Here is an 18,571-nt window from a genome sequence, read left to right as displayed (position 1 = left end):
GAATTGAAGCCTGCTCCGAAGAGAAAAAGGAAATAAAGGGAGACTAATAAAGACTATTGATGCCAATACATATCAATTATCTAATGTAGGAATTTCTCTAAATTATATTTAGGGAAATTCTGCATTTATGTCTCAGGCAAAAGAAATAAAAAAAATACCAATAGAGGAAGTAATTGCATATTTCCGGTCAGAAGGTATGGAATTAACAAAAGAGGAAGCTGAACAGGTAATGGAATTTCTATATAATCTTACCTTAATGATCATCAAAAAGTACTTCGTTTCTGATCAGAAATGATACTGGTTAATCCAATATATTCTGCTGAAATCTGACATTCTACTATTCTATCAAACTTGAATATTACTCAACAGAATCAAATTTTAAAATTATGAAAACAGCAGATCTATATATACGCGTATCGACAGATGAGCAAGCGGATTGTAAATCGTCAGCAAAAAGTGGACATTAGACATTAAAAATTTAAGGAGTGTTTTCATAAAAAGAGTAATTTTAATTATGGCAACACCGAAAAAGAAACCGACCGAGAAATTCGTAAAAGATATTCGGCAGAACACCCGCAGAATATTCACTGCAGAGCAAAAGATTTTAATCGTGATGGAAGGTCTTCGAGCGGAGACTTCCGTAGCCGAACTTTGCAGGAACCATAATATTGCACAGTCGCAGTTTTATGCCTGGAACAAGGAGTTTATGGAAGCAGGAAAGAAGCGCTTAAATGGAGATGTCGCTCGCGAGGCTACGAGTGATGAAGTATCAGATCTGAAGAAGGAAAATGCACGTTTGAAAGAGATCGTAGCTGATCTGGTCGTTCGCTATGACATTGTAAAAAAAAGTTTAGACAGGCTGGATTAATCGATAAATACAGGAAATATATGAGATTATCGGCAGCTGAGAAATACGAGATCATTCAAACGGTAACCACAAGTGAACTCGGCGTGAAACGAACCTTGGAAAGTTTTGGAATTGCTAGAAGCAGCTTTTACAAATGGTATCAAAGCTACTTGGAAAACGGCTATGATGGCTTGGAAACTACGAAAAGAACAAACCATAGGCAATGGAACAGCATTCCTGAAAGACAGAAAGATCTGGTAGTAGAGATCGCTTTGGAACACACCGAATTATCTGCAAGGGAACTGGCCTACAAAATTACCGATGAGCAAAGTGTTTTTATTTCAGAATCTAGTGTTTACCGGATTTTGAAGCAAAGAGACTTAATCCCGGCACCGAATCATTTTCTTCTTTCGGCAGCAAATGAGTTCAAAGACAAAACGGAATTTGTGCATCAAATGTGGCAGACAGATTTTACTTATTTCAAGATCATAGGCTGGGGATGGTACTATCTGAGCACGATCTTGGACGATTACAGCCGCTACATCATTCACTGGGAGCTATGCGACTCAATGAAAGCCGAAGATGTGAAACGAACGGTGGACACAGCCATTAAAAAAGCAAAATTAAAGACCAAAGCCAAACCGAAACTGCTCTCGGACAACGGTTCCTGCTACGTCTCCAATGAGTTGAAAAGCTATCTGAAAGACGATTTAAGGATGAAACAGGTTCACGGAAAACCAATGCATCCGCAGACCCAGGGCAAGATTGAACGTTATCACAGAACGATGAAAAATGTAGTGAAACTAAATCATTTTTATCATCCCGAGGAACTCATCCAGGCACTGGAGAAGTTTGTAGAAAACTACAATAACAAGCGCTATCACGAGTCGATAAATAACCTCACTCCAGCAGATGTGTACTTCGGAAGATCAGAACAGATTTTGGAAAAAAGAAAGCAAACAAAAGCGGAATCCATCCGAAAAAGAAGACAAATATATAACCAACAAAAATTAGTAAGTTTATAAATCGAAAATCCTCCTTAAGGATTTAAACTAAAATGTCTAAGTTGGTTTGAAGACGTACACGCGTATCGACAGATGAGCAAGCGGATAAAGGATATTCCCAAAGAGACCAGGAAGAACGTTTAAGACGTTTCTGTTCACAGAATAATTTTACTGTTGGTAAAGTTATTTATGAAGACCATTCTGCAAAATCTTTTAACCGTCCTGAATGGAAGAAGCTTTTGAATGAACTTAAGAAGAGAAGTTCTAAAACCAATGTGATTTTGTTTACGAAATGGGATCGTTTTAGTAGAAACGCAGGCGATGCCTATCAGATGATAAGCACGCTCTCAAAATTGGGTGTAGAATTACAAGCCGTTGAACAACCGCTTGATCTTTCCATCCCGGAAAACAAAATGATGTTGGCGATATATCTGGCTGCGCCTGAGGTTGAAAATGACAGAAGAGCACTCAATGTTTTTTATGGGATGAGAAGAGCTGTTAAAGAAGGTCGTGTTATGGGCAAAGCTCCATTTGGATATGCAAATAAGGTTACAGAGAATGGAAAAAAGTACATTGCGATCAAAGAACCGGAAGCAACAAAAATGAAGTGGGCATTTACTGAGTTGTCAAAAGGAATTTATGCAAGCAATTCTATAAGAACTAAAATAAATGAGTCTTTGAGAAAAAGTGTGAGCAGGACATCTTTTCATATAGCAATTCGTAATCCAATTTACTGCGGTAAAGTGTTTGTTCCAAAGCATAAAGATGAGGAAGCCTGTTTTGTAAAAGGTCAACATGAAGCTTTGATCAGTGAGGAACTGTTTGACAAGGTACAAGAAATATTAGATGGTAAGAAGCGACCTCAAAGACCAAACACAAAAATCACTGTTCAGGAAAACTTTCCTCTTCGAGGGTTTCTAACGTGCCCTAACTGTGGTAAGACAATTACTGCTAGTGCTTCGAGAGGTCGAAATAATAGATACTATTATTATCATTGTAATTCTATTTGCGGATTCAGAGAAAGAGCAGAAATCGTCAATAAAGTTTTTGAAGATGGATTAATGACATTAGAAATGAATGCACCAGTTAAAAAATATCTTAAAAAGCTTTTAACTGAAAATTATCAGAACTTCATCAGCGATCCATTAAAAGAGAAAAAGAAAATATCTGACGAAATTGATACTTTAAATAACAAACTTTCTTTTGCTCGAAACAAGTTTCTTAGTGAGATAATTGATGATGATGAATATCTCGAGATTAAAAGAGAATGCAAAGACCGGATTTTAAAGTTGGAAGAAGAACTAAATAAAAGTTCAGTTCCTCAAATTAGCAATATAGATAAACTGCTCGAACAAGCCTTAGAGACACTTCAAAATATCGGAAAACACTATCAAGAAGGGGAAATTGAGATAAAGCGTGCAATAATTGGTTCGATATTTCCTGAAAAATTGGAATTTGACGGAAAACATTATCGAACCGCCCGGATGAACTCAATAGTACACCATATCTTTCAGATTAATAATGAGTTAGATGGTGTAAAAAAAAGAGAAACGATCAAAATGATCATTTCTCCTTGAATGTAGACCCACAGGGATTCGAACCCCGACTGACGGTACCAAAAACCGGAGTGCTACCGTTACACTATAGGTCTTTATTTTTTGGTGCGGCAAATTTATATAATTTATTTTAAAAACAGAAAAATATTTCACAAAAAATCATTGATGGCGGCTTTATTTGTTGATATTCAAAGAATTATTTTTAGAACAAATTCACTTTAAACCCTGTAGCGGGAGCAAAATAAAATAAAAACCTTATCTTTGCAAAAAATTGGGCTCCAAAAGTTGGAGAAACCCATTAATAACCTGTCCTGAGCCTAGGCAAAGGATTATTAAACATTTTTATGTCGAATATTGTCGCCATCGTTGGACGTCCCAACGTAGGAAAATCCACACTTTTTAATCGTTTACTGGAAAGAAGAGAAGCTATCGTAGATTCTACTGCCGGTGTTACCAGAGACCGTCACTACGGAAAATCTGACTGGAATGGGGTAGACTTCACGGTGATCGATACCGGAGGGTACGAAGTTAATAATGATGACGTTTTCCAGGAAGAAATTTCAAAACAGGTTCAGCTGGCCATCGATGAGGCTACTTCTATTATTTTTATGTTAAATGTAGAAGAAGGGCTTACCGATACCGATTATGAGATCCACGAGATGTTAAGGAGATCAAAAAAACCGGTCTATATTGTCATTAATAAAGTGGATTCTGCTAAAGAAGAACTGGCTGCTACAGAATTTTACCAGTTGGGAATTGAAAAATATTACACACTGTCCTCAGCTACCGGTTCCGGAACAGGTGAGATTTTGGATGATATTGTAAAAGATTTCCCGACGACAGAGTATAAAGATCCGTTTGAAGGACTTCCTAAAATTACCATTGCCGGTCGCCCGAATGTAGGAAAATCTACCTTAACCAATGCTTTGCTGGATGCGGACAGAAATATCGTTACAGATGTTGCCGGAACAACCAGAGACAGCATTCAGACGCTTTATAATAAATTCGGTCATGAGTTTGTGCTGGTAGACACGGCGGGAATGAGAAGAAAATCTAAAGTCAATGAAGATTTGGAATTCTATTCTGTAATGCGGTCTATCCGTTCGATCGAGTATTCTGATGTCGTGATTATTATGGTAGATGCTACTCTTGGCTGGGAATCCCAGGACATGAACATTTTCGGTCTGGCACAGAAAAACAGAAAAGGCATCGTGATCGTGGTAAACAAATGGGACCTTATTGAAGATAAACAAACCAATACCATCAGGGATTTTGAAAAATCCATCCGGGATAAGATCGGTCAGTTCAGTGATATTCCTATTCTTTTTGTTTCAGCATTGACCAAGCAGAGAATTCTGAAAGCCGTGGATATGGCCATGACGGTATACGAAGACCGTAAGAAGAAAATTAAAACTTCAAAATTAAATGAAGTGATGCTTCCGATTTTTGAGCAGACCCCACCACCGGCCAATAAAGGTAAATTCATCAAAATCAAATACTGTGTACAGCTTCCGACGCCGTCTCCGCAGTTTGTATTTTTCTGTAACTTACCGCAATATGTAAAAGAACCGTACAAAAGATTTACTGAAAACCAACTGAGAAAAGAATTCGGATTTACCGGAGTTCCGATCGAAGTGTACTTCAGACAGAAATAACTGACCATCCCTTTTAGATTTTTCTAAGAGGGATTTTATTCTTTATTAATGGAAAAAAAAGCGTAGCAAAAGAATGAATACGATCGTTTTATCAGAACAGTTTTCACTGATTAATACCTGGATCAACGAACTGAGAAATGTTGAAATCCAGCATGACCGGATGAGGTTTCGTAGAAATATGGAAAGAATCGGGGAAATTGCGGCTTTTGAAATCAGTAAAGGACTGGAGCAGAAAGAAATTGAAATCCAGACGCCTTTAGATAAGATTACAGCAAAGGAAATTGCCGTTCAGCCGGTAATTACAACCATTCTCAGAGCCGGAGTGCCTTTGTTTCAGGGAATTTTAAATTATTTGGACAGGGCAGACTGTGGTTTTGTGGCCGCCTACCGAAAACATGATGCCAATGATTACTTTTCGATCAAGCAGGATTATCTGACATGTCCGAATATCGACGGAAGACCGTTGATCGTCGCAGATCCGATGTTGGCAACAGGGGCTTCCCTCATTGAAGCCATCAAAGATTTATTAACCAACGGAAAGCCTACGCAACTTCACATCGTTGCTGCCATAGCCTCAAAACAAGGGGTTGAAACCATAGAAAAGGCCTATCCGGATGCAAAAATCTGGGTAGGAGTCATTGATGAGCAGTTGACCTCAAAAGGGTATATCACCCCGGGATTAGGCGATGCAGGAGATTTAAGCTACGGAGAAAAGCTTCAGAGATAATTAATTCATACAAAGATCAAAATCTTTCCGGGATTCAACCATATTAACGGCCTTGCTTTAACCCGTCCGATGTCGGCGTCATAAGTAGGGCTATTTTTGCATTCAAGGGTCAGTCCACTCAATATAATGCTTAACAAGGTTATTCATCAACCGCCATCACCAGAACACTTACCGTATTGCTGCCCGATTTCAAAATTTCCCACGCGATGGAAGCCAGCGTGTTTCCTGTGGTAAAAACATCATCAATCAGCAAAATATGATGTCCGGAAATAGGCCTTGTCATAGAAAACAGGTTGCCTGTTTCAAGACGGTGTTGCTTATCTTTTAAAGCCTGCGCCTGCGCGTAATGATTTCTTTTAAGTAACTCATGGTCAAAAGGAATGTCATAAAACCGGGATAAGGTCTCAGTAAACAGATGCAATTGATTATATCCCCGCTTATTTAATTTTTTCGGGTGTAGCGGAACACTTACCAGCAGATCCGGTTTTTTATCCTCAAAGTCCAGTCGTTCCGTAGTCCAGTCGGCCAGAATTCTTCCAATTTTTTCCCTCCTTTTATATTTCAGTTCATGGATGATTTTCTGACTCAGATTTTCTTTCGAAAACTGCATCAGTGCGAAAGCATTTTCAACGGGAAACCGTAATTTACATTTCTCTTTTATAAAATTTTCACCCGGGTAATGGTCGTGTGTAAAATGGATATGCTGAAGACAGAGATTGCAGACCATGAATTGGCTGTCGATAATTCGGTTACACCCGAGGCAGCGGTTCGGAAATAAAATATCTAGGATCATTTGTGTGCTGTATGATACGAAGATAGAAAATTTGGAGTTAAGATAAAACATGTCATCAGAAGATAATATACGTCTCAACAGTTTAAAAAGTTCTCTGTTTTGAATGGGTTTTGATTTTTAAGTTTTAATTTTGAGTATATATATTTGAAGAAAATGAGTCTTGTTTTTGAAAAAGAAATACAGGTTACAGAACAGCATATAGACGCAAATAATCATGTGAACAATGTTCAGTATGTTCACTGGGTAGAAGAAATTGCAGGTGAGCACTGGGATTTTGTGAAGCACAAAACCGATTTTCCTGATGATATCTGGATGCTTCTGGATCATCATATCCAGTATAAAAAACAGGTGTATCTGGGTGATGTAATCAAAATAAAAACCTATCCGCAATCTCCGGAAGGAATCCGGCAGCCAAGAAAAGTGGAGTTTTACTGCAATGGGCAGTTGGTTGTGGATTCTCTGACGCTGTGGGTGTTTATAGATAAAGAAACGAAAAGAGTGAAGAGATTGGGAAGTGACTGGCTCGATAAGCTGGATCTGTAATATGTGGATAACGCAATTTCCGGTCTTCCGGAGCTTTCCTGCACATCAGTATGAATTGCCTTAGCGCAACGTTAAATTATATTAAATTATTCTGAAAGAATGGGTAATCTGATTTTACCGTTACCTGACAAAACTGAAACTCAAACCAATTCCTTATCTTTGCCATATGATACGTATTACAAAAATTTTTACATTCGAAACGGCACATGTGCTGTATAATTATGATGGAAAATGTAAAAATATGCATGGACATTCTTATAAGCTGTTCGTAACAGTGAAAGGAAAACCTGTCAATGATTTGGAAAATCCCAAGAATGGGATGGTGGTCGATTTTGGAGATATCAAAAGTATCGTAAAATCTGAGATTGTGGATGTATGGGATCATGCAGTTTTAATTAACGGACTGTCTCCCCATAAACAGCTGGGCGAAAGCCTGGAAGATCAGGGGCATAAAGTGATTTACTGTACTTTTCAGCCTACCTGTGAGAATATGCTGTACGCCATTGCAGCTAAGATAAAGTCAAAACTTCCCGAAGGAATTTCTTTGGCTTATCTTAAACTTCACGAAACGGAAAACTCTTACGGAGAGTGGTTGGCAGAAGATAATCAGTAATATACATAATAAAAACTCACAACGGTGTTAAAGACGACCCTCAATTTAGAACCTGGCAAAAAAGTATACTTTGCTTCCGATCAGCATTTTGGCGCCCCCGACCCCAAACAGAGTAAAGTGCGTGAGGAAAAGTTTATCCGTTGGATGGATGATATCAAGCATGATGCTCAGGTTTTGTTTTTAATGGGTGATCTGTTTGATTTCTGGCATGAATGGAAGCATGTGATTCCCAAAGGATATGTCCGGGTTTTAGGGAAAATTGCCGAACTCAAAGACCGCGGAATCCATATTTATTTTTTCGTTGGAAATCATGATCTGTGGATGAAAGATTATCTTGAAGAGGAGATCGGATGTACGGTTTTTTATAAAAAACAATATTTTGAAATGGGCGGGAAACAGTTTTTACTGGCTCACGGTGATGGTCTGGGACCCGGAGACAAAGGATATAAGAGAATGAAAAAAGTCTTTACCAATCCTGTTGCTCAATGGTTTTTCAAATGGCTTCATCCTGATATTGCCATGAAAATCGCCCTCTATATGTCACAGAAAAACAAAATGATTTCCGGTGATGAGGATAAAGAATTTTTAGGAGAAGATAAAGAATTTCTGATCATTTATTCCAGGGAAAAGCTGAAGACACAGAAGATCGATTATTTCATCTATGGACACAGGCATCTTCCGATGGTTTTAGATCTGGATAACAAGGCTAAATATATTAATCTGGGAGACTGGATTTCGTATTTTACCTATGGTGTTTTTGAAAAAGATTTTGAATTAAAAACGTTTGACGAAACCACAAAAAAAAGTTACCCCTTAAAAGAGGTAACTTTCGAATGAGTTTGACCTCATTCTGTTTTTAATCCATATTCCGCAATTATAACAGCAAGAATTCGACCAAAATTTTTAATCCCATATTAAAAAAGTATTAAAAGACTGTTGTTGAATAATATCATGCTCATTTTGAGACAATAAAAACAGCATGAAAATAATTTTAGAGACCATTGAAAAGTATATTTAACATACGTACGGAACAGGAATTTATAGAAGCCTGCCTGGAAACATTTCGTTTTCAATACGAAAATATTGAGGTGTACAGGAAATTTGTAGATTTTTTAAAAATTAATCCTGCTGATATCCACGAAGTAAGCAAAATTCCTTTTTTGCCCATTGAGATGTTTAAAAATCATCAGGTTTTGGATAAAAATGTGACGACAGACCTGTTTTTTCAAAGTTCCGGAACCACACAGATGAATTTGTCGAAACATTTTATAGCCGACGAAAAAATCTATCAGGAGAGTATTTATAAAAGTTTTGACTGTTTTATCGGTAAGCCCGAAGATTTTATTTTTCTGGGCCTGCTCCCGAGCTATCTGGAAAAACAGAATTCTTCCTTAATCTATATGGTAGATTATTTAATGAAAAAATCTTCCAGGCCCGAGAACGGATATTTTCTTTACAATCACTCGGATTTATTAGAGTTATTAAACACTTTGGGCGATAAAAAGATTATCCTCTTCGGGGTTTCTTTTGCCCTGCTCGATTTTTTAGACTTTTGTGATGCTGAAAGAAAGGATGATGTTCTGAAATTTTCGGATCATTTGATAGTCATTGAAACCGGCGGAATGAAGGGGCGAAAAGAAGAAATGACCAAAGATGAACTGTTGAAAACTTTGCAGGAAGGTTTTAAGACCGATAAAATTTATTCGGAATATTCGATGACAGAACTTCTCTCTCAGGCATATTCTTTAGGAAACAACGAATATCAATGCCCGGGGTGGATGAAAATTCTGATCAGAAATGCAGAAGATCCGTTTAATTATGAAACAGAAGGCAGGACGGGTGCTATCAATATCATAGACCTTGCAAACATTCATTCGTGTTCATTTATTGCCACTCAGGATTTGGGAAAGATAGTTGGGGATAAATTTCAGGTTTTAGGAAGAATAGACCACTCGGATATCAGAGGCTGCAGTCTGCTGGTTTCTTAACATCGTTACATTCAAAATTTAAGGTTATGAAGTTGAAAATTGAAGAATTAGTTCATGCATTCATCCACTATCATTGTGATTTCGAAAAAGAAATCATTCTGTCCAATCACTTTCAGGCTGATTGGGAGGCCGATATTCTGATCATTGATTCGGAAGGTTTCAGTCATGAAATTGAAATCAAGCTTTCAAAAAGCGATTTTAAAAATGATTTCAAAAAATCTTATATCAATACGAAAACGGGTGAAAAGTTTCTGAAACATGACAAGATCTCCTGTGGAGATTATATCTGCAATGCTTTCAGTTTCTTGCTGCCCATGGGAATGGTAGATCACTCTTTAATTCCCGAACATTGCGGAATTATCGAATTTTATCATAATGTCGATTCCTGGGAAACCGAATTTTATTCTGTCCGAAAACCCGGAAGAGTGCATGAAGACTCTTACTGGAAGCTGAATGATAAAGATCTTTTTCTCAGAAAAATGGCATTGAATTTATTACAGAGAAAAATGGAAATAAAAGGAAGGCATGAAGAACTGATCTTTAAAAATCCTTTTGAAATAAAGAAGAAAAAATAAAATACCCCTAAAAAGACCTGTGCTTTTCAGGGGTATTGCATGATGTAGTTTATGTTTTTTTATTCTCCGGCTGGTACTGCAGTATGGGTTTGCAATAACAGTCTGTAAGTTAATCCTCCGAATACGGCGCCTAAAATCGGTGCTGCCCAAAACAGCCAAAGTTGTGACATGGCATGTTCACCTGCAAAAACTGCCTGAGAAAGGGATCTGGCAGGATTTACGGAAGTATTGGTAATCGGGATTGAAATTAAATGAATTAATGTTAAGGCCAGTCCGATGGCAATTCCTGCAAATTTTCCCTCTGCGAATCTATCTGTGGCTCCCATAATAATGATCAGGAAAAAAGCAGTCAGTAAAAATTCAGCCAAAAATGCAGCTTGCATCGAATAACTTTTTCCAAAATACACGGCATCACCGTAAAAATTGGAGGCAAAAGCACCCGGGGCTGAAAAATCCGGTGTACCGGAACCGCTCAGAATCATATATAGTGCTCCTGCAGATGCGACAGCACCTAAACATTGAGCAGCAATGTAAGGAATAAGGTCTTTAGCGGTAAATCTTCCTCCGGCAAGTAATCCGAATGAAACAGCAGGGTTGAAATGCCCTCCTGAAATGTGCCCTACGGCATAAGCCATCGTTAAAACGGTAAGACCGAATGCCAAAGCAACACCTACAAGAAGGATCCCCAGCTGTCCTCCGGATGAAGGGGCAATTTGTGAGGCGAAGATGGCGCTGCCGCAACCTCCGAAGACAAGCCAGAATGTACCGAAGAACTCGGCAAAAAGTTTTTTCATCATAATTGTTTTGTTTAAAAATTAGCTCAAATTTAATATTTAATTTCAAATAAAAACAATATATTTAATGTATATTTCAATTTTATAGGCTTATATTTATTAATTTCGTAATATTATTTTTAACTCATTTATTTAAATAGTAGAATTATATTCTTCATGGCAGCTGAATTGCATAAAATAAATCTTTATTTTTATTTAAATAATTTAAAGTGTTTTAATGAAAAAGTTTTTGTTTCTAATTGCAGCATCTTTTATTCATGGCTCTTATTATTCTCAGGCAACAAAAAAAACAATACCCTGTTATGATCTTTCAGCAGTTTTAAAGGTAGAGCCTACTTCTTTATATAAGCCGCATCTGGATGCTTCCAGAAGCTTCGGAATAAAAATTTTACACAATTCAAAAACAGTTTCGAAATATGTCAGCAACGGAAAGTTCCATAAAATAAAAAAATCCGGGAAAGGATACCGTGTACAGAAGCTTGACTACAGCAGGCCCTGGATGGTATCAAAAGCCAAAGCGACCCTCGAAAAAATAGGAGCCCGGTTTAGCAAGGAAACGAAAGGCCATACCTTTACGGTTTCGTCGGTTACCCGTACACTGGAAGATCAGTGCAGATTAAGAAAAGTTAATACCAATGCATCCCTGGGGATAAGCTCCCATAATTACGGAAATTCTTTCGACATTTCCTATATCCGGTTTAATGATGTTGTGAAGTACAATCCCAAGATGGAAGCGGCTTTAGAAAAGGTTTTAAAATATTATGCGAATTCCGGAATGATTTATTACATTAAGGAAAAGCAGCAAAGCTGTTATCACATTACGGTAAGGAATTATTAAAAAGATTTCAATTATCAGTGAATACTTGTGTAATCAGTTTACTTTATCTAATTTTATACCACAAAACAGACCGTGAAAATATGACAAATTTAAATCAAAAACAGTATGACCAGGCAATCGAAGAATGGACAAATTGCCGCGGAAATTATTCTGTTATTCAAAAATTAATTTCAACCACGCAGATTTTTCAGATTTCAGCATCCCAGATCGATCAGATCAAAAAAGTAAACAATTACAAAGAATTCTGTGCTAAAATTGGCGTTTACAGTGATGAGATCGTTTTAATTTTAGTAGCACTTGACGAAAATGGGAAAGAAATTCTTTCAGGAGATTATCCCTATAGCCCGTTAGCTCATTTAAAAGGGGAGCTTGCGCTTGTTGAAAAAAGACAATATACGGTTATTAACAATGCTGTTCTTTCCTCGGATCTGAGAAAAGTAGACAGCGATTCGGATATGTATTTTCCGGTTTCCAATAAGCCGGTAATGGAACAGGATAAAGCGCTTGATGCTATTGAACGCTGGAGAGATGAAGGCCAGACCTGGTTCTACAGAGAATGTTCCGAATTCGGGGGTAGCGGTATTTTTCAGCAGTTTTATGTACCTTCCCGTAATTTAGATCCTTATGAGGCCGGAAAAGTACTGAATCATTTTGTTTGTTCATTCGGCTTGAAATTTTCTGACGTGTATCAGAAAATGCTTGTTACCGTTATTTTTATTGCTTTTTATGATGACCAATTGGAGAATGGTAACGGAAGCATACCGATTTCTTCCAATACCTATGACTGGTCACAGCCTTGTCCCCCGATTTGCAGAGTATAAATTTTTAACTGAACTTAATTGTGGATACCTATAAAGTAATACTTTATCTTAATAACAGTTTACTTGTCATTTGTGCTTTAATAGGAATTTTGAAGTACAAATTTTTTAAAAATACAGAAAAATGGTATGTTTATTATATCATTTTTCTTTTTTTGATAGAAACTGTTGTTAAAGTCTCTCTTTATGTTTTTAAGCATGACGATGTCAATTTTTTGTTTCCCTATTATGTTTCAGGGGAGTTGTTGCTCCTGGCAGGACTGTTTATAAAAAAATCAAATCTGTCGTCTTATTTGTATATTCCGGTAGTACTCTTAGTGGGATATTTTTTTATAGACAGTAAAATTGAAACCAATGATCTCAAGAAAGTGATCTCCAATATTGTAGTGATCTGCTTTGCCGGATATGCGCTTCTGACAGAGATTAAAAATAATACGATCAGCAACAGATTTATCCTTGCAGACAGCCTTATATTTTTATATTATGCAGTTTCTGTATTCGTATTTTTCCTTCTGCGTCAGATGGAGAATTTTTCGAAGGGAGAGATGTTTCTCATCTGGAATATCAATAATATTCTTTGCTGCTTCCTTTATATATCAATCATTTATACCTTTTTAAAATTAAAGAAATAACCCTCAATATCAGCTTTTTCATTACTTTAATTGTCGTTCTGGTGATTATTGTATCTTTTATTTTGCTGGCATACAGAAGTTTTATCCAGCGGATTATCAAGGAAAAAAATACCCAGCACGAAGCCGAAGTGCAGCACCAGAAAAGTCTTGTTTTAGAAAATATTAAAGCCCAGGAAGAAGAAAGGAAAAGAATTGCAGTAATGATTCATGATGATATCGGGAACCGTTTGAATATCCTTTCCCTATGGCTCAACAATCTGGATACCAAAGGGGATGAGCTGATTAAAAAAAATATTTCGGGGCAGATGTCCTCGCTTATTGACTCTGCAAGAAGTATTTCCCATTCACTATATCCTGTAAATCTTGAATCAGTGGGTTTGGTCTTGTATATTGAAGAACTCATCGCCAATCTGGCGACCAGAGTCAATATTACCCTTACGGTAAGTCCGAAATTTCAGAAAAAAGACATTTTTATTGAAGTTCAGCTATACCGGATCATACAGGAATTTACCACCAATGTTCTGAAGCATTCAAAAGCAACAAGAATCCGGATCTACATCAGAGATGACCGGACCAGCCTGGGGGTGGTGATTTCCGATAACGGCGAAAGTTTTGATTATGAAGCTGTAAAAAAGGGAATGGGTATAAAAAATATTGAATCCAGAATCAAATCTATGAATGCTGTTCACAAATGGAAAAATATCCCGGAAAAAGGAAGCCGTTTAATCATTAAAATCCCGTACAACAATGAAATCCCAAATTAAAGTAGCCTTAATTGATGATGAAGAGCTGATCCTCGAAGGCGTAAAAATGTTATTGTCCTCCGAACAGAATATTTCGGTGGGGCTTACGGCTAACAACGGCCCGGATTTTCTGAAAAACCTGGAGCATATTTCCAAAGATAATTTTCCGGATATTGCTCTGGTGGATGTTCAGATGCAGCCAATGAACGGTTTTGAACTCGTGGAAATTTTAAAGGATAAATACCCTGAGCTCAAAATAATCATTCTTTCTTCCCATTATAAAACCACCATTTTAGGATATATGGTGAAATTGGGAGTGTCCGCATTTCTTCCTAAAAATTCCAACCGGAAAACGTTTATCGACGCCATTACCATGGTGTATAAAAACGGGGTGTTTTTCACTGCCGAAGATCATCAGATGCTGTTTTCCTACATGAACAGTTCATCTAAAAAGAAAACCCTGTTTGAAATGGATGATGAGCTCTCAGACCGTGAAAAAGACGTTGTAAAGCTTATCTGCCAGGAGTGTACCAATAATGAGATTGCTGAAAAACTCTTCATCAGCCCAAGAACGGTGGAAAGCCACCGGCAGAGGATTGTTGAAAAAATAGGCGCAAAAAATACAGTGGGCATTGTGATCTATGCCATCATCAATAATATTCATCCCGTAGAAAGAATCTGATTCCGTAGAAATACGGAATATTTTATTTAGTAGTTTTTACTCTAGTATCCTGAGCGTTTTCCTTGTTTCTTTGAAAAGTCTTTAAATGACACGGTTTTTAACATCTAAACAATGAATATTGTAAACTGTTAAAAATAAATACATAGGATCGGCATGGAAAAAGAAATGATATCAATCGGAATATTTTTCGATGGGACAGGAAATAACGGAATAAATGCAACTTCTTCCCGGATGCCTGAAAAAAATAATCAAAGCTACCAGAGTGATATAACGAATATCTACAAACTTTTCAGATTGTTCAGTGGCAGCGGAAAAATATATATAGAAGGAATAGGTACGGTTTCCGGGCAGGAAGACAGTGATTTTGCCATGGTAACCTGTAAAAATCCTTATGGATATACCGGCTACTCTTCCGACGATAAACTTACTGAAGCGCTCCTTTTCATAAATGAGAAAACACGCGATCAGACGAAAGAATATCATTTTTATATCTATGGATTCAGCAGGGGAAGTATGCTGGCGAGAAATCTGTGCAACGAACTCATTCTGACGGAAAATATAAAAATTAAATTTCTGGGTATTTTTGACACGGTAGAATCTGATCCTTTTAACGAGTATAATGTCAGTGTCCTGCCTGATATTGAGCATGTTTTTCATATCTGTGCCACAAACGAATGCCGGTATTTTTTTCCCCTGACCGGTATTTTTGATGAATCAAAACAAAGAGAAGATACGATTTTGAAGACAGGAGCTTCCGTATGGAAAGAAATTTTTGTTCCCGGAGCGCATGCTGATATCGGAGGAGGATATCTGGAAAGTTCACAGTCGGTATATATTTCAGCAAATTATACCAACAATAAAGAGCTTGTCGATTATGTAGAAACCATACGGACTTCAGATGAAGATTCGGAAGGAAACAGAATCTGGGAATTCCTTCTTGAAGGATACTCGATAGATGAAGGAACATTCTTTTCCCAGGCTTATATAAAAAGAGATAAAGTTTATAATGACCTTGCAAAGGTGTACGGAAAACTGATGCTCACTGAAACCAATGCAGTGCAGACCGTATTCAGTACAGAATTCGACGAATCCAACTTTGAAATCAATGGCTCCCGGCATGCGTTTTTGTTTGATTTTTCAAATAAACTGGAAAGATATATCAAAGATCTTTCACCCGACCTGAAACCTGTTTATAACTACCGTGACTTTGCAGAGTACACGCATATTTCTGCGAATTTCGGTTTATATCCCCACGTTTTATATAAACAGGCAGAAGTTCACCTTCATACTGAAGCCATCAACAACGGTCTGAATGTACCGGGTAATGCAAATCTGGACAGGACAGGAGCGCCATACCCAGAATTACAACAGCTGGAGGATGGCACTATTGTGGATTATGCTTACGGAAGCAATATTCCGAATAACGATACCTGGAGTCGTTCTATATTGATTAAAGAGAATATATATAATAAATATTAGTACTTTTTCAGTTTTAAATTTAGGTGCAGAGCTGTCCATGTATTTTGGGCAGCTCTCTTTTTTATGAATTCCTTAGCTGTTACAGAAGATCACTATTGGTAGGTGCAGGAGCATTTGCAACGGTAAAAAACTATTGACTTAAAATACATATTGATCTGCTGAAAAAGGAATGGTATAAAAATCCTCTTCTGCAGTTAAGATTATCTGAGCACTGCTAAATGAACAATTTATCATGCTTTTATATCACATTCGGCAATTCATTTCTTTTTCCGTATTTTTGCACCCGAAAAATATTCAGTATTAATTCTTAATTATTCACACATGCTTTCTGTTCAAGGTTTAGGACTACATCATTCGGGGAACTATTTGTTCCAAAACGTAAATTTCACGATTAAAAAGGATGATAAAATTGGTTTGGTTGGTAAAAATGGAGCGGGAAAATCCACTTTACTGAAAATGCTTTCCGGAGAAATTACTTTCTATGAAGGAAATGTAGTTCCTGAGGGAAACATCACCATAGGTTTTCTGAAGCAGGATCTTGATTTCGTAAAAGGAAGAACCGTTTGGGATGAAACCATGCAGGCTTTTGAGCAGATCAATGCCTGGAAAGAAGAACTGGAAGAAATAAATCATCAGATGACGGTAAGAACCGATTATGAAAGTGATTCTTACACGGATCTGATCAACAGAATGACAGATCTGAACGACCTTTTGATGCACCATGATGCGTATAACCTGGAAGGGGATATCGAAAAAGTGTTGTTCGGTTTAGGTTTTAAAGCAGATGATTTCCAAAAAATAACGGACGAATTTTCCGGAGGTTGGAGAATGAGAATCGAACTCGCAAAACTGCTTCTCCAGAAAAATGACCTGATGCTTCTCGATGAGCCTACCAATCACCTGGATATGGAATCCATCATATGGCTCGAAAACTTCCTGAAAGATTACCCGGGAGCCATCCTGTTGGTAAGTCACGACAAACAGTTTATGACGGCAGTCTGTAACCGTACTTTTGATGTGAATAACAGAAAAGTGGACGATTATAAAGCCAATTATTCAAAATATCTGGTGATGAGGGAAGATCGCCGTGAAAAACTGATTCAGGCTAAGAAAAATCAGGATGCGGAGATCAAACAGATGGAAGATAACATCAATAAATTCCGTGCGAGTGCTACCAAAGCTTCTTTTGCCCAGTCACTGATTAAAAAATTAGATAAAATTGAGCGTATTGAAGTGGATAATGAAGACGTTTCAAAATTCAATATCCGTTTTGTACAGTCTCAGGTTCCCGGAAAAGTTATTTTCGAAGCTGAAAACCTCGGTAAAGCATACGGCGAAAAGCAGATCTTCGATGATGTGGATTTTATTGTCCAGAGAGGAGACAGGATTGCCCTCTTAGGACAGAACGGGCAGGGAAAAACCACGCTGGCCAAAATTCTTGCCGGAGATATCAAGGACTATTCCGGAAACTGGAACTTAGGACACAACGTGAATATCGGTTATTTTGCACAGAATCAGGAAGAAGTTCTTACTCCGAATAAAACCGTACAGGAGGAAGCTGAAGATGCAGCAACGGAAGAAACCAGACCCAGAGTACGGGACCTGTTAGGATCTTTCCTTTTTCAGGGAGAAGCCGTCAATAAAAAGACGAAAGTGCTTTCAGGAGGCGAAAGAAACCGTCTGGCTCTGTGTAAACTTCTTTTGCGTCCTTTCAACACACTGATTATGGATGAGCCTACCAATCACCTGGATATTCAGTCTAAGGAGATTATCAAGCTGGCATTGCAGAAATTTGAAGGCACACTGATCGTCATTTCGCACGACAGGGAATTCTTACAGGGACTGTGTGATAAAATTTATGAATTCCGGGATGGTAAAATGAAAGAATTCTTAGGGGATATCAATGAATATCTGGAGTTCAGACAGAAAGAAAGCATCAGGGAAATCTCAGCAGAAAAAGCAAAACTTCACAGTGATGAACCTAAGGCCGAACCCAAAAAAGCTGAGGTAAAGCCAACAGTTAGTAACCAGCCATCAGCCATTGTAAGCAAGGAACAGAAAAATCTTCAGAACAAATTAAAAAAAGTGGAAGAAAAAATCTCTGAGCTTGAACTGAAAGTTGAAGAAATGGAAGCCTCTTTTGCGAAGGAAAACCCTTCCGATGAGACCCTTGAAAAATATAATAAAATCAAAGAAGACCTGGATCTTGCCTTACAGGAGTGGGAGCATCTGGGATCTCAGCTGAATTAATGCATAATCGCTTCATCTCAGGCTCACATTCTGA

The 18,571-nt window shown here is 37.6% G+C and carries 19 protein-coding genes, 1 tRNA gene and 1 pseudogene; 18 read left to right on the top strand and 3 right to left on the bottom strand.

Annotated elements, in window-relative coordinates:
* The first annotated feature begins 127 nt into the window (after positions 1-127).
* The 4 genes and pseudogenes from ODZ84_RS09685 to ODZ84_RS09670 all read left to right on the top strand — a co-directional run bounded on the left by ODZ84_RS09685 (position 128) and on the right by ODZ84_RS09670 (position 3,428).
* Entirely contained in the window at positions 128-295 is a 168-nt protein-coding gene (locus ODZ84_RS09685) for a hypothetical protein (protein WP_266176811.1), read from the top strand.
* A 219-nt stretch (positions 296-514) separates the two neighbouring features.
* Positions 515-1,872 (top strand): IS3 family transposase gene (locus ODZ84_RS09680; protein WP_408612347.1). Its coding sequence is split into 2 segments (ribosomal slippage): positions 515-850 and positions 853-1,872, totalling 1,356 coding nucleotides; the frame shifts between segments, so codons are not numbered across the junction.
* Between the two features lie 119 nt (positions 1,873-1,991).
* Positions 1,992-2,303: pseudogene (locus tag ODZ84_RS09675) on the top strand (recombinase family protein); the annotation flags it as partial.
* 33 nt (positions 2,304-2,336) lie between these two features.
* Entirely contained in the window at positions 2,337-3,428 is a 1,092-nt protein-coding gene (locus tag ODZ84_RS09670) for a recombinase family protein (protein WP_323136934.1), read from the top strand.
* 3 nt (positions 3,429-3,431) lie between these two features.
* Here the strand turns inward: ODZ84_RS09670 and ODZ84_RS09665 are convergent.
* Positions 3,432-3,502: transfer RNA gene (locus ODZ84_RS09665), tRNA-Gln, on the bottom strand.
* A 249-nt stretch (positions 3,503-3,751) separates the two neighbouring features.
* Here ODZ84_RS09665 and der point away from each other — a divergent pair.
* Both der and upp read left to right on the top strand, forming a co-directional pair.
* A complete protein-coding gene (gene der, locus ODZ84_RS09660; protein WP_266176810.1) occupies positions 3,752-5,062 on the top strand; it encodes a ribosome biogenesis GTPase Der in 1,311 nt (436 codons plus the stop codon).
* Positions 5,063-5,135: 73 nt separating this feature from the next.
* Complete coding sequence (upp, locus tag ODZ84_RS09655) at positions 5,136-5,789, top strand: uracil phosphoribosyltransferase (protein ID WP_266176809.1); 654 nt, start codon at positions 5,136-5,138, stop codon at positions 5,787-5,789.
* A gap of 139 nt (positions 5,790-5,928) precedes the next feature.
* Here the strand turns inward: upp and ODZ84_RS09650 are convergent, their stop codons facing one another.
* Positions 5,929-6,582: a ComF family protein gene (locus ODZ84_RS09650; protein WP_266176808.1), complete on the bottom strand. Its 654-nt coding sequence runs from the start codon at positions 6,580-6,582 to the stop codon at positions 5,929-5,931.
* Positions 6,583-6,735: 153 nt separating this feature from the next.
* Between ODZ84_RS09650 and ODZ84_RS09645 the strand changes: the two genes are divergently transcribed.
* The 5 genes from ODZ84_RS09645 to ODZ84_RS09625 all read left to right on the top strand — a co-directional run bounded on the left by ODZ84_RS09645 (position 6,736) and on the right by ODZ84_RS09625 (position 10,301).
* Positions 6,736-7,125 carry an acyl-CoA thioesterase gene (locus ODZ84_RS09645; RefSeq protein ID WP_266176807.1) on the top strand — a complete coding sequence of 130 codons (390 nt, stop codon included), beginning with the start codon at positions 6,736-6,738 and terminating at the stop codon, positions 7,123-7,125.
* A 166-nt stretch (positions 7,126-7,291) separates the two neighbouring features.
* The gene (locus tag ODZ84_RS09640) at positions 7,292-7,738 is read left to right on the top strand and encodes a 6-pyruvoyl trahydropterin synthase family protein (protein WP_266176806.1); all 447 of its coding nucleotides are present in this window, start codon (positions 7,292-7,294) and stop codon (positions 7,736-7,738) included.
* 24 nt (positions 7,739-7,762) lie between these two features.
* Entirely contained in the window at positions 7,763-8,575 is an 813-nt protein-coding gene (locus ODZ84_RS09635) for a UDP-2,3-diacylglucosamine diphosphatase (protein ID WP_266176805.1), read from the top strand.
* 164 nt (positions 8,576-8,739) lie between these two features.
* The gene (locus ODZ84_RS09630; protein ID WP_266176804.1) at positions 8,740-9,726 is read left to right on the top strand and encodes a LuxE/PaaK family acyltransferase; all 987 of its coding nucleotides are present in this window, start codon (positions 8,740-8,742) and stop codon (positions 9,724-9,726) included.
* A gap of 26 nt (positions 9,727-9,752) precedes the next feature.
* Positions 9,753-10,301, top strand: coding sequence for a hypothetical protein (locus ODZ84_RS09625; protein WP_266176803.1), 549 nt, complete (start codon positions 9,753-9,755; stop codon positions 10,299-10,301).
* Between the two features lie 59 nt (positions 10,302-10,360).
* On the opposite strand, the gene aqpZ is transcribed toward ODZ84_RS09625, so the two are convergent.
* Positions 10,361-11,095 carry an aquaporin Z gene (gene aqpZ, locus ODZ84_RS09620; protein ID WP_266177345.1) on the bottom strand — a complete coding sequence of 245 codons (735 nt, stop codon included), beginning with the start codon at positions 11,093-11,095 and terminating at the stop codon, positions 10,361-10,363.
* Positions 11,096-11,312: 217 nt separating this feature from the next.
* On the opposite strand from aqpZ, the gene ODZ84_RS09615 reads away from it, so the two are divergent.
* From ODZ84_RS09615 to ODZ84_RS09585, 7 genes are all read left to right on the top strand, one after another.
* Positions 11,313-11,933 carry a DUF5715 family protein gene (locus ODZ84_RS09615; RefSeq protein WP_266176802.1) on the top strand — a complete coding sequence of 207 codons (621 nt, stop codon included), beginning with the start codon at positions 11,313-11,315 and terminating at the stop codon, positions 11,931-11,933.
* 80 nt (positions 11,934-12,013) lie between these two features.
* On the top strand, positions 12,014-12,754 hold the full coding sequence (locus tag ODZ84_RS09610; protein WP_266176800.1) for a hypothetical protein: 741 nt from the start codon (positions 12,014-12,016) through the stop codon (positions 12,752-12,754).
* Positions 12,755-12,843: 89 nt separating this feature from the next.
* A complete protein-coding gene (locus ODZ84_RS09605; RefSeq protein ID WP_266176799.1) occupies positions 12,844-13,383 on the top strand; it encodes a hypothetical protein in 540 nt (179 codons plus the stop codon).
* A gap of 41 nt (positions 13,384-13,424) precedes the next feature.
* On the top strand, positions 13,425-14,147 hold the full coding sequence (locus ODZ84_RS09600) for a sensor histidine kinase (RefSeq protein ID WP_266176798.1): 723 nt from the start codon (positions 13,425-13,427) through the stop codon (positions 14,145-14,147).
* Entirely contained in the window at positions 14,131-14,808 is a 678-nt protein-coding gene (locus ODZ84_RS09595) for a response regulator transcription factor (protein ID WP_266176797.1), read from the top strand. Before ODZ84_RS09600 ends, ODZ84_RS09595 begins: the two co-directional genes overlap by 17 nt.
* Positions 14,809-14,961: 153 nt before the next feature.
* Positions 14,962-16,287, top strand: coding sequence for a T6SS phospholipase effector Tle1-like catalytic domain-containing protein (locus ODZ84_RS09590; protein WP_266176796.1), 1,326 nt, complete (start codon positions 14,962-14,964; stop codon positions 16,285-16,287).
* Positions 16,288-16,608: 321 nt separating this feature from the next.
* On the top strand, positions 16,609-18,537 hold the full coding sequence (locus ODZ84_RS09585) for an ABC-F family ATP-binding cassette domain-containing protein (RefSeq protein ID WP_266176795.1): 1,929 nt from the start codon (positions 16,609-16,611) through the stop codon (positions 18,535-18,537).
* The last annotated feature ends 34 nt before the right edge of the window (positions 18,538-18,571 follow it).

Source organism: Chryseobacterium fluminis (genome assembly GCF_026314945.1).
GTDB classification, from domain to species: Bacteria; Bacteroidota; Bacteroidia; order Flavobacteriales; family Weeksellaceae; genus Chryseobacterium; species Chryseobacterium fluminis.
Note: the sequence above shows the minus strand (reverse complement) of the source record. Positions and strands in the feature narration are given on the sequence as shown.

What these genes read in the sequence shown, in the direction of transcription:
- aqpZ (WP_266177345.1), bottom strand. Translation starts at nt 11,095, where the DNA reads ATGAAAAAACTTTTTGCCGAGTTCTTCGGTACATTCTGGCTTGTCTTC.
- ODZ84_RS09685 (WP_266176811.1), top strand. Translation starts at nt 128, where the DNA reads ATGTCTCAGGCAAAAGAAATAAAAAAAATACCAATAGAGGAAGTAATT.
- ODZ84_RS09640 (WP_266176806.1), top strand. Translation starts at nt 7,292, where the DNA reads ATGATACGTATTACAAAAATTTTTACATTCGAAACGGCACATGTGCTG.
- ODZ84_RS09610 (WP_266176800.1), top strand. Translation starts at nt 12,014, where the DNA reads ATGACAAATTTAAATCAAAAACAGTATGACCAGGCAATCGAAGAATGG.
- ODZ84_RS09650 (WP_266176808.1), bottom strand. Translation starts at nt 6,582, where the DNA reads ATGATCCTAGATATTTTATTTCCGAACCGCTGCCTCGGGTGTAACCGA.
- ODZ84_RS09595 (WP_266176797.1), top strand. Translation starts at nt 14,131, where the DNA reads ATGAAATCCCAAATTAAAGTAGCCTTAATTGATGATGAAGAGCTGATC.
- der (WP_266176810.1), top strand. Translation starts at nt 3,752, where the DNA reads ATGTCGAATATTGTCGCCATCGTTGGACGTCCCAACGTAGGAAAATCC.
- ODZ84_RS09625 (WP_266176803.1), top strand. Translation starts at nt 9,753, where the DNA reads ATGAAGTTGAAAATTGAAGAATTAGTTCATGCATTCATCCACTATCAT.
- ODZ84_RS09645 (WP_266176807.1), top strand. Translation starts at nt 6,736, where the DNA reads ATGAGTCTTGTTTTTGAAAAAGAAATACAGGTTACAGAACAGCATATA.
- ODZ84_RS09585 (WP_266176795.1), top strand. Translation starts at nt 16,609, where the DNA reads ATGCTTTCTGTTCAAGGTTTAGGACTACATCATTCGGGGAACTATTTG.
- ODZ84_RS09670 (WP_323136934.1), top strand. Translation starts at nt 2,337, where the DNA reads ATGAGAAGAGCTGTTAAAGAAGGTCGTGTTATGGGCAAAGCTCCATTT.
- ODZ84_RS09590 (WP_266176796.1), top strand. Translation starts at nt 14,962, where the DNA reads ATGGAAAAAGAAATGATATCAATCGGAATATTTTTCGATGGGACAGGA.
- ODZ84_RS09615 (WP_266176802.1), top strand. Translation starts at nt 11,313, where the DNA reads ATGAAAAAGTTTTTGTTTCTAATTGCAGCATCTTTTATTCATGGCTCT.
- upp (WP_266176809.1), top strand. Translation starts at nt 5,136, where the DNA reads ATGAATACGATCGTTTTATCAGAACAGTTTTCACTGATTAATACCTGG.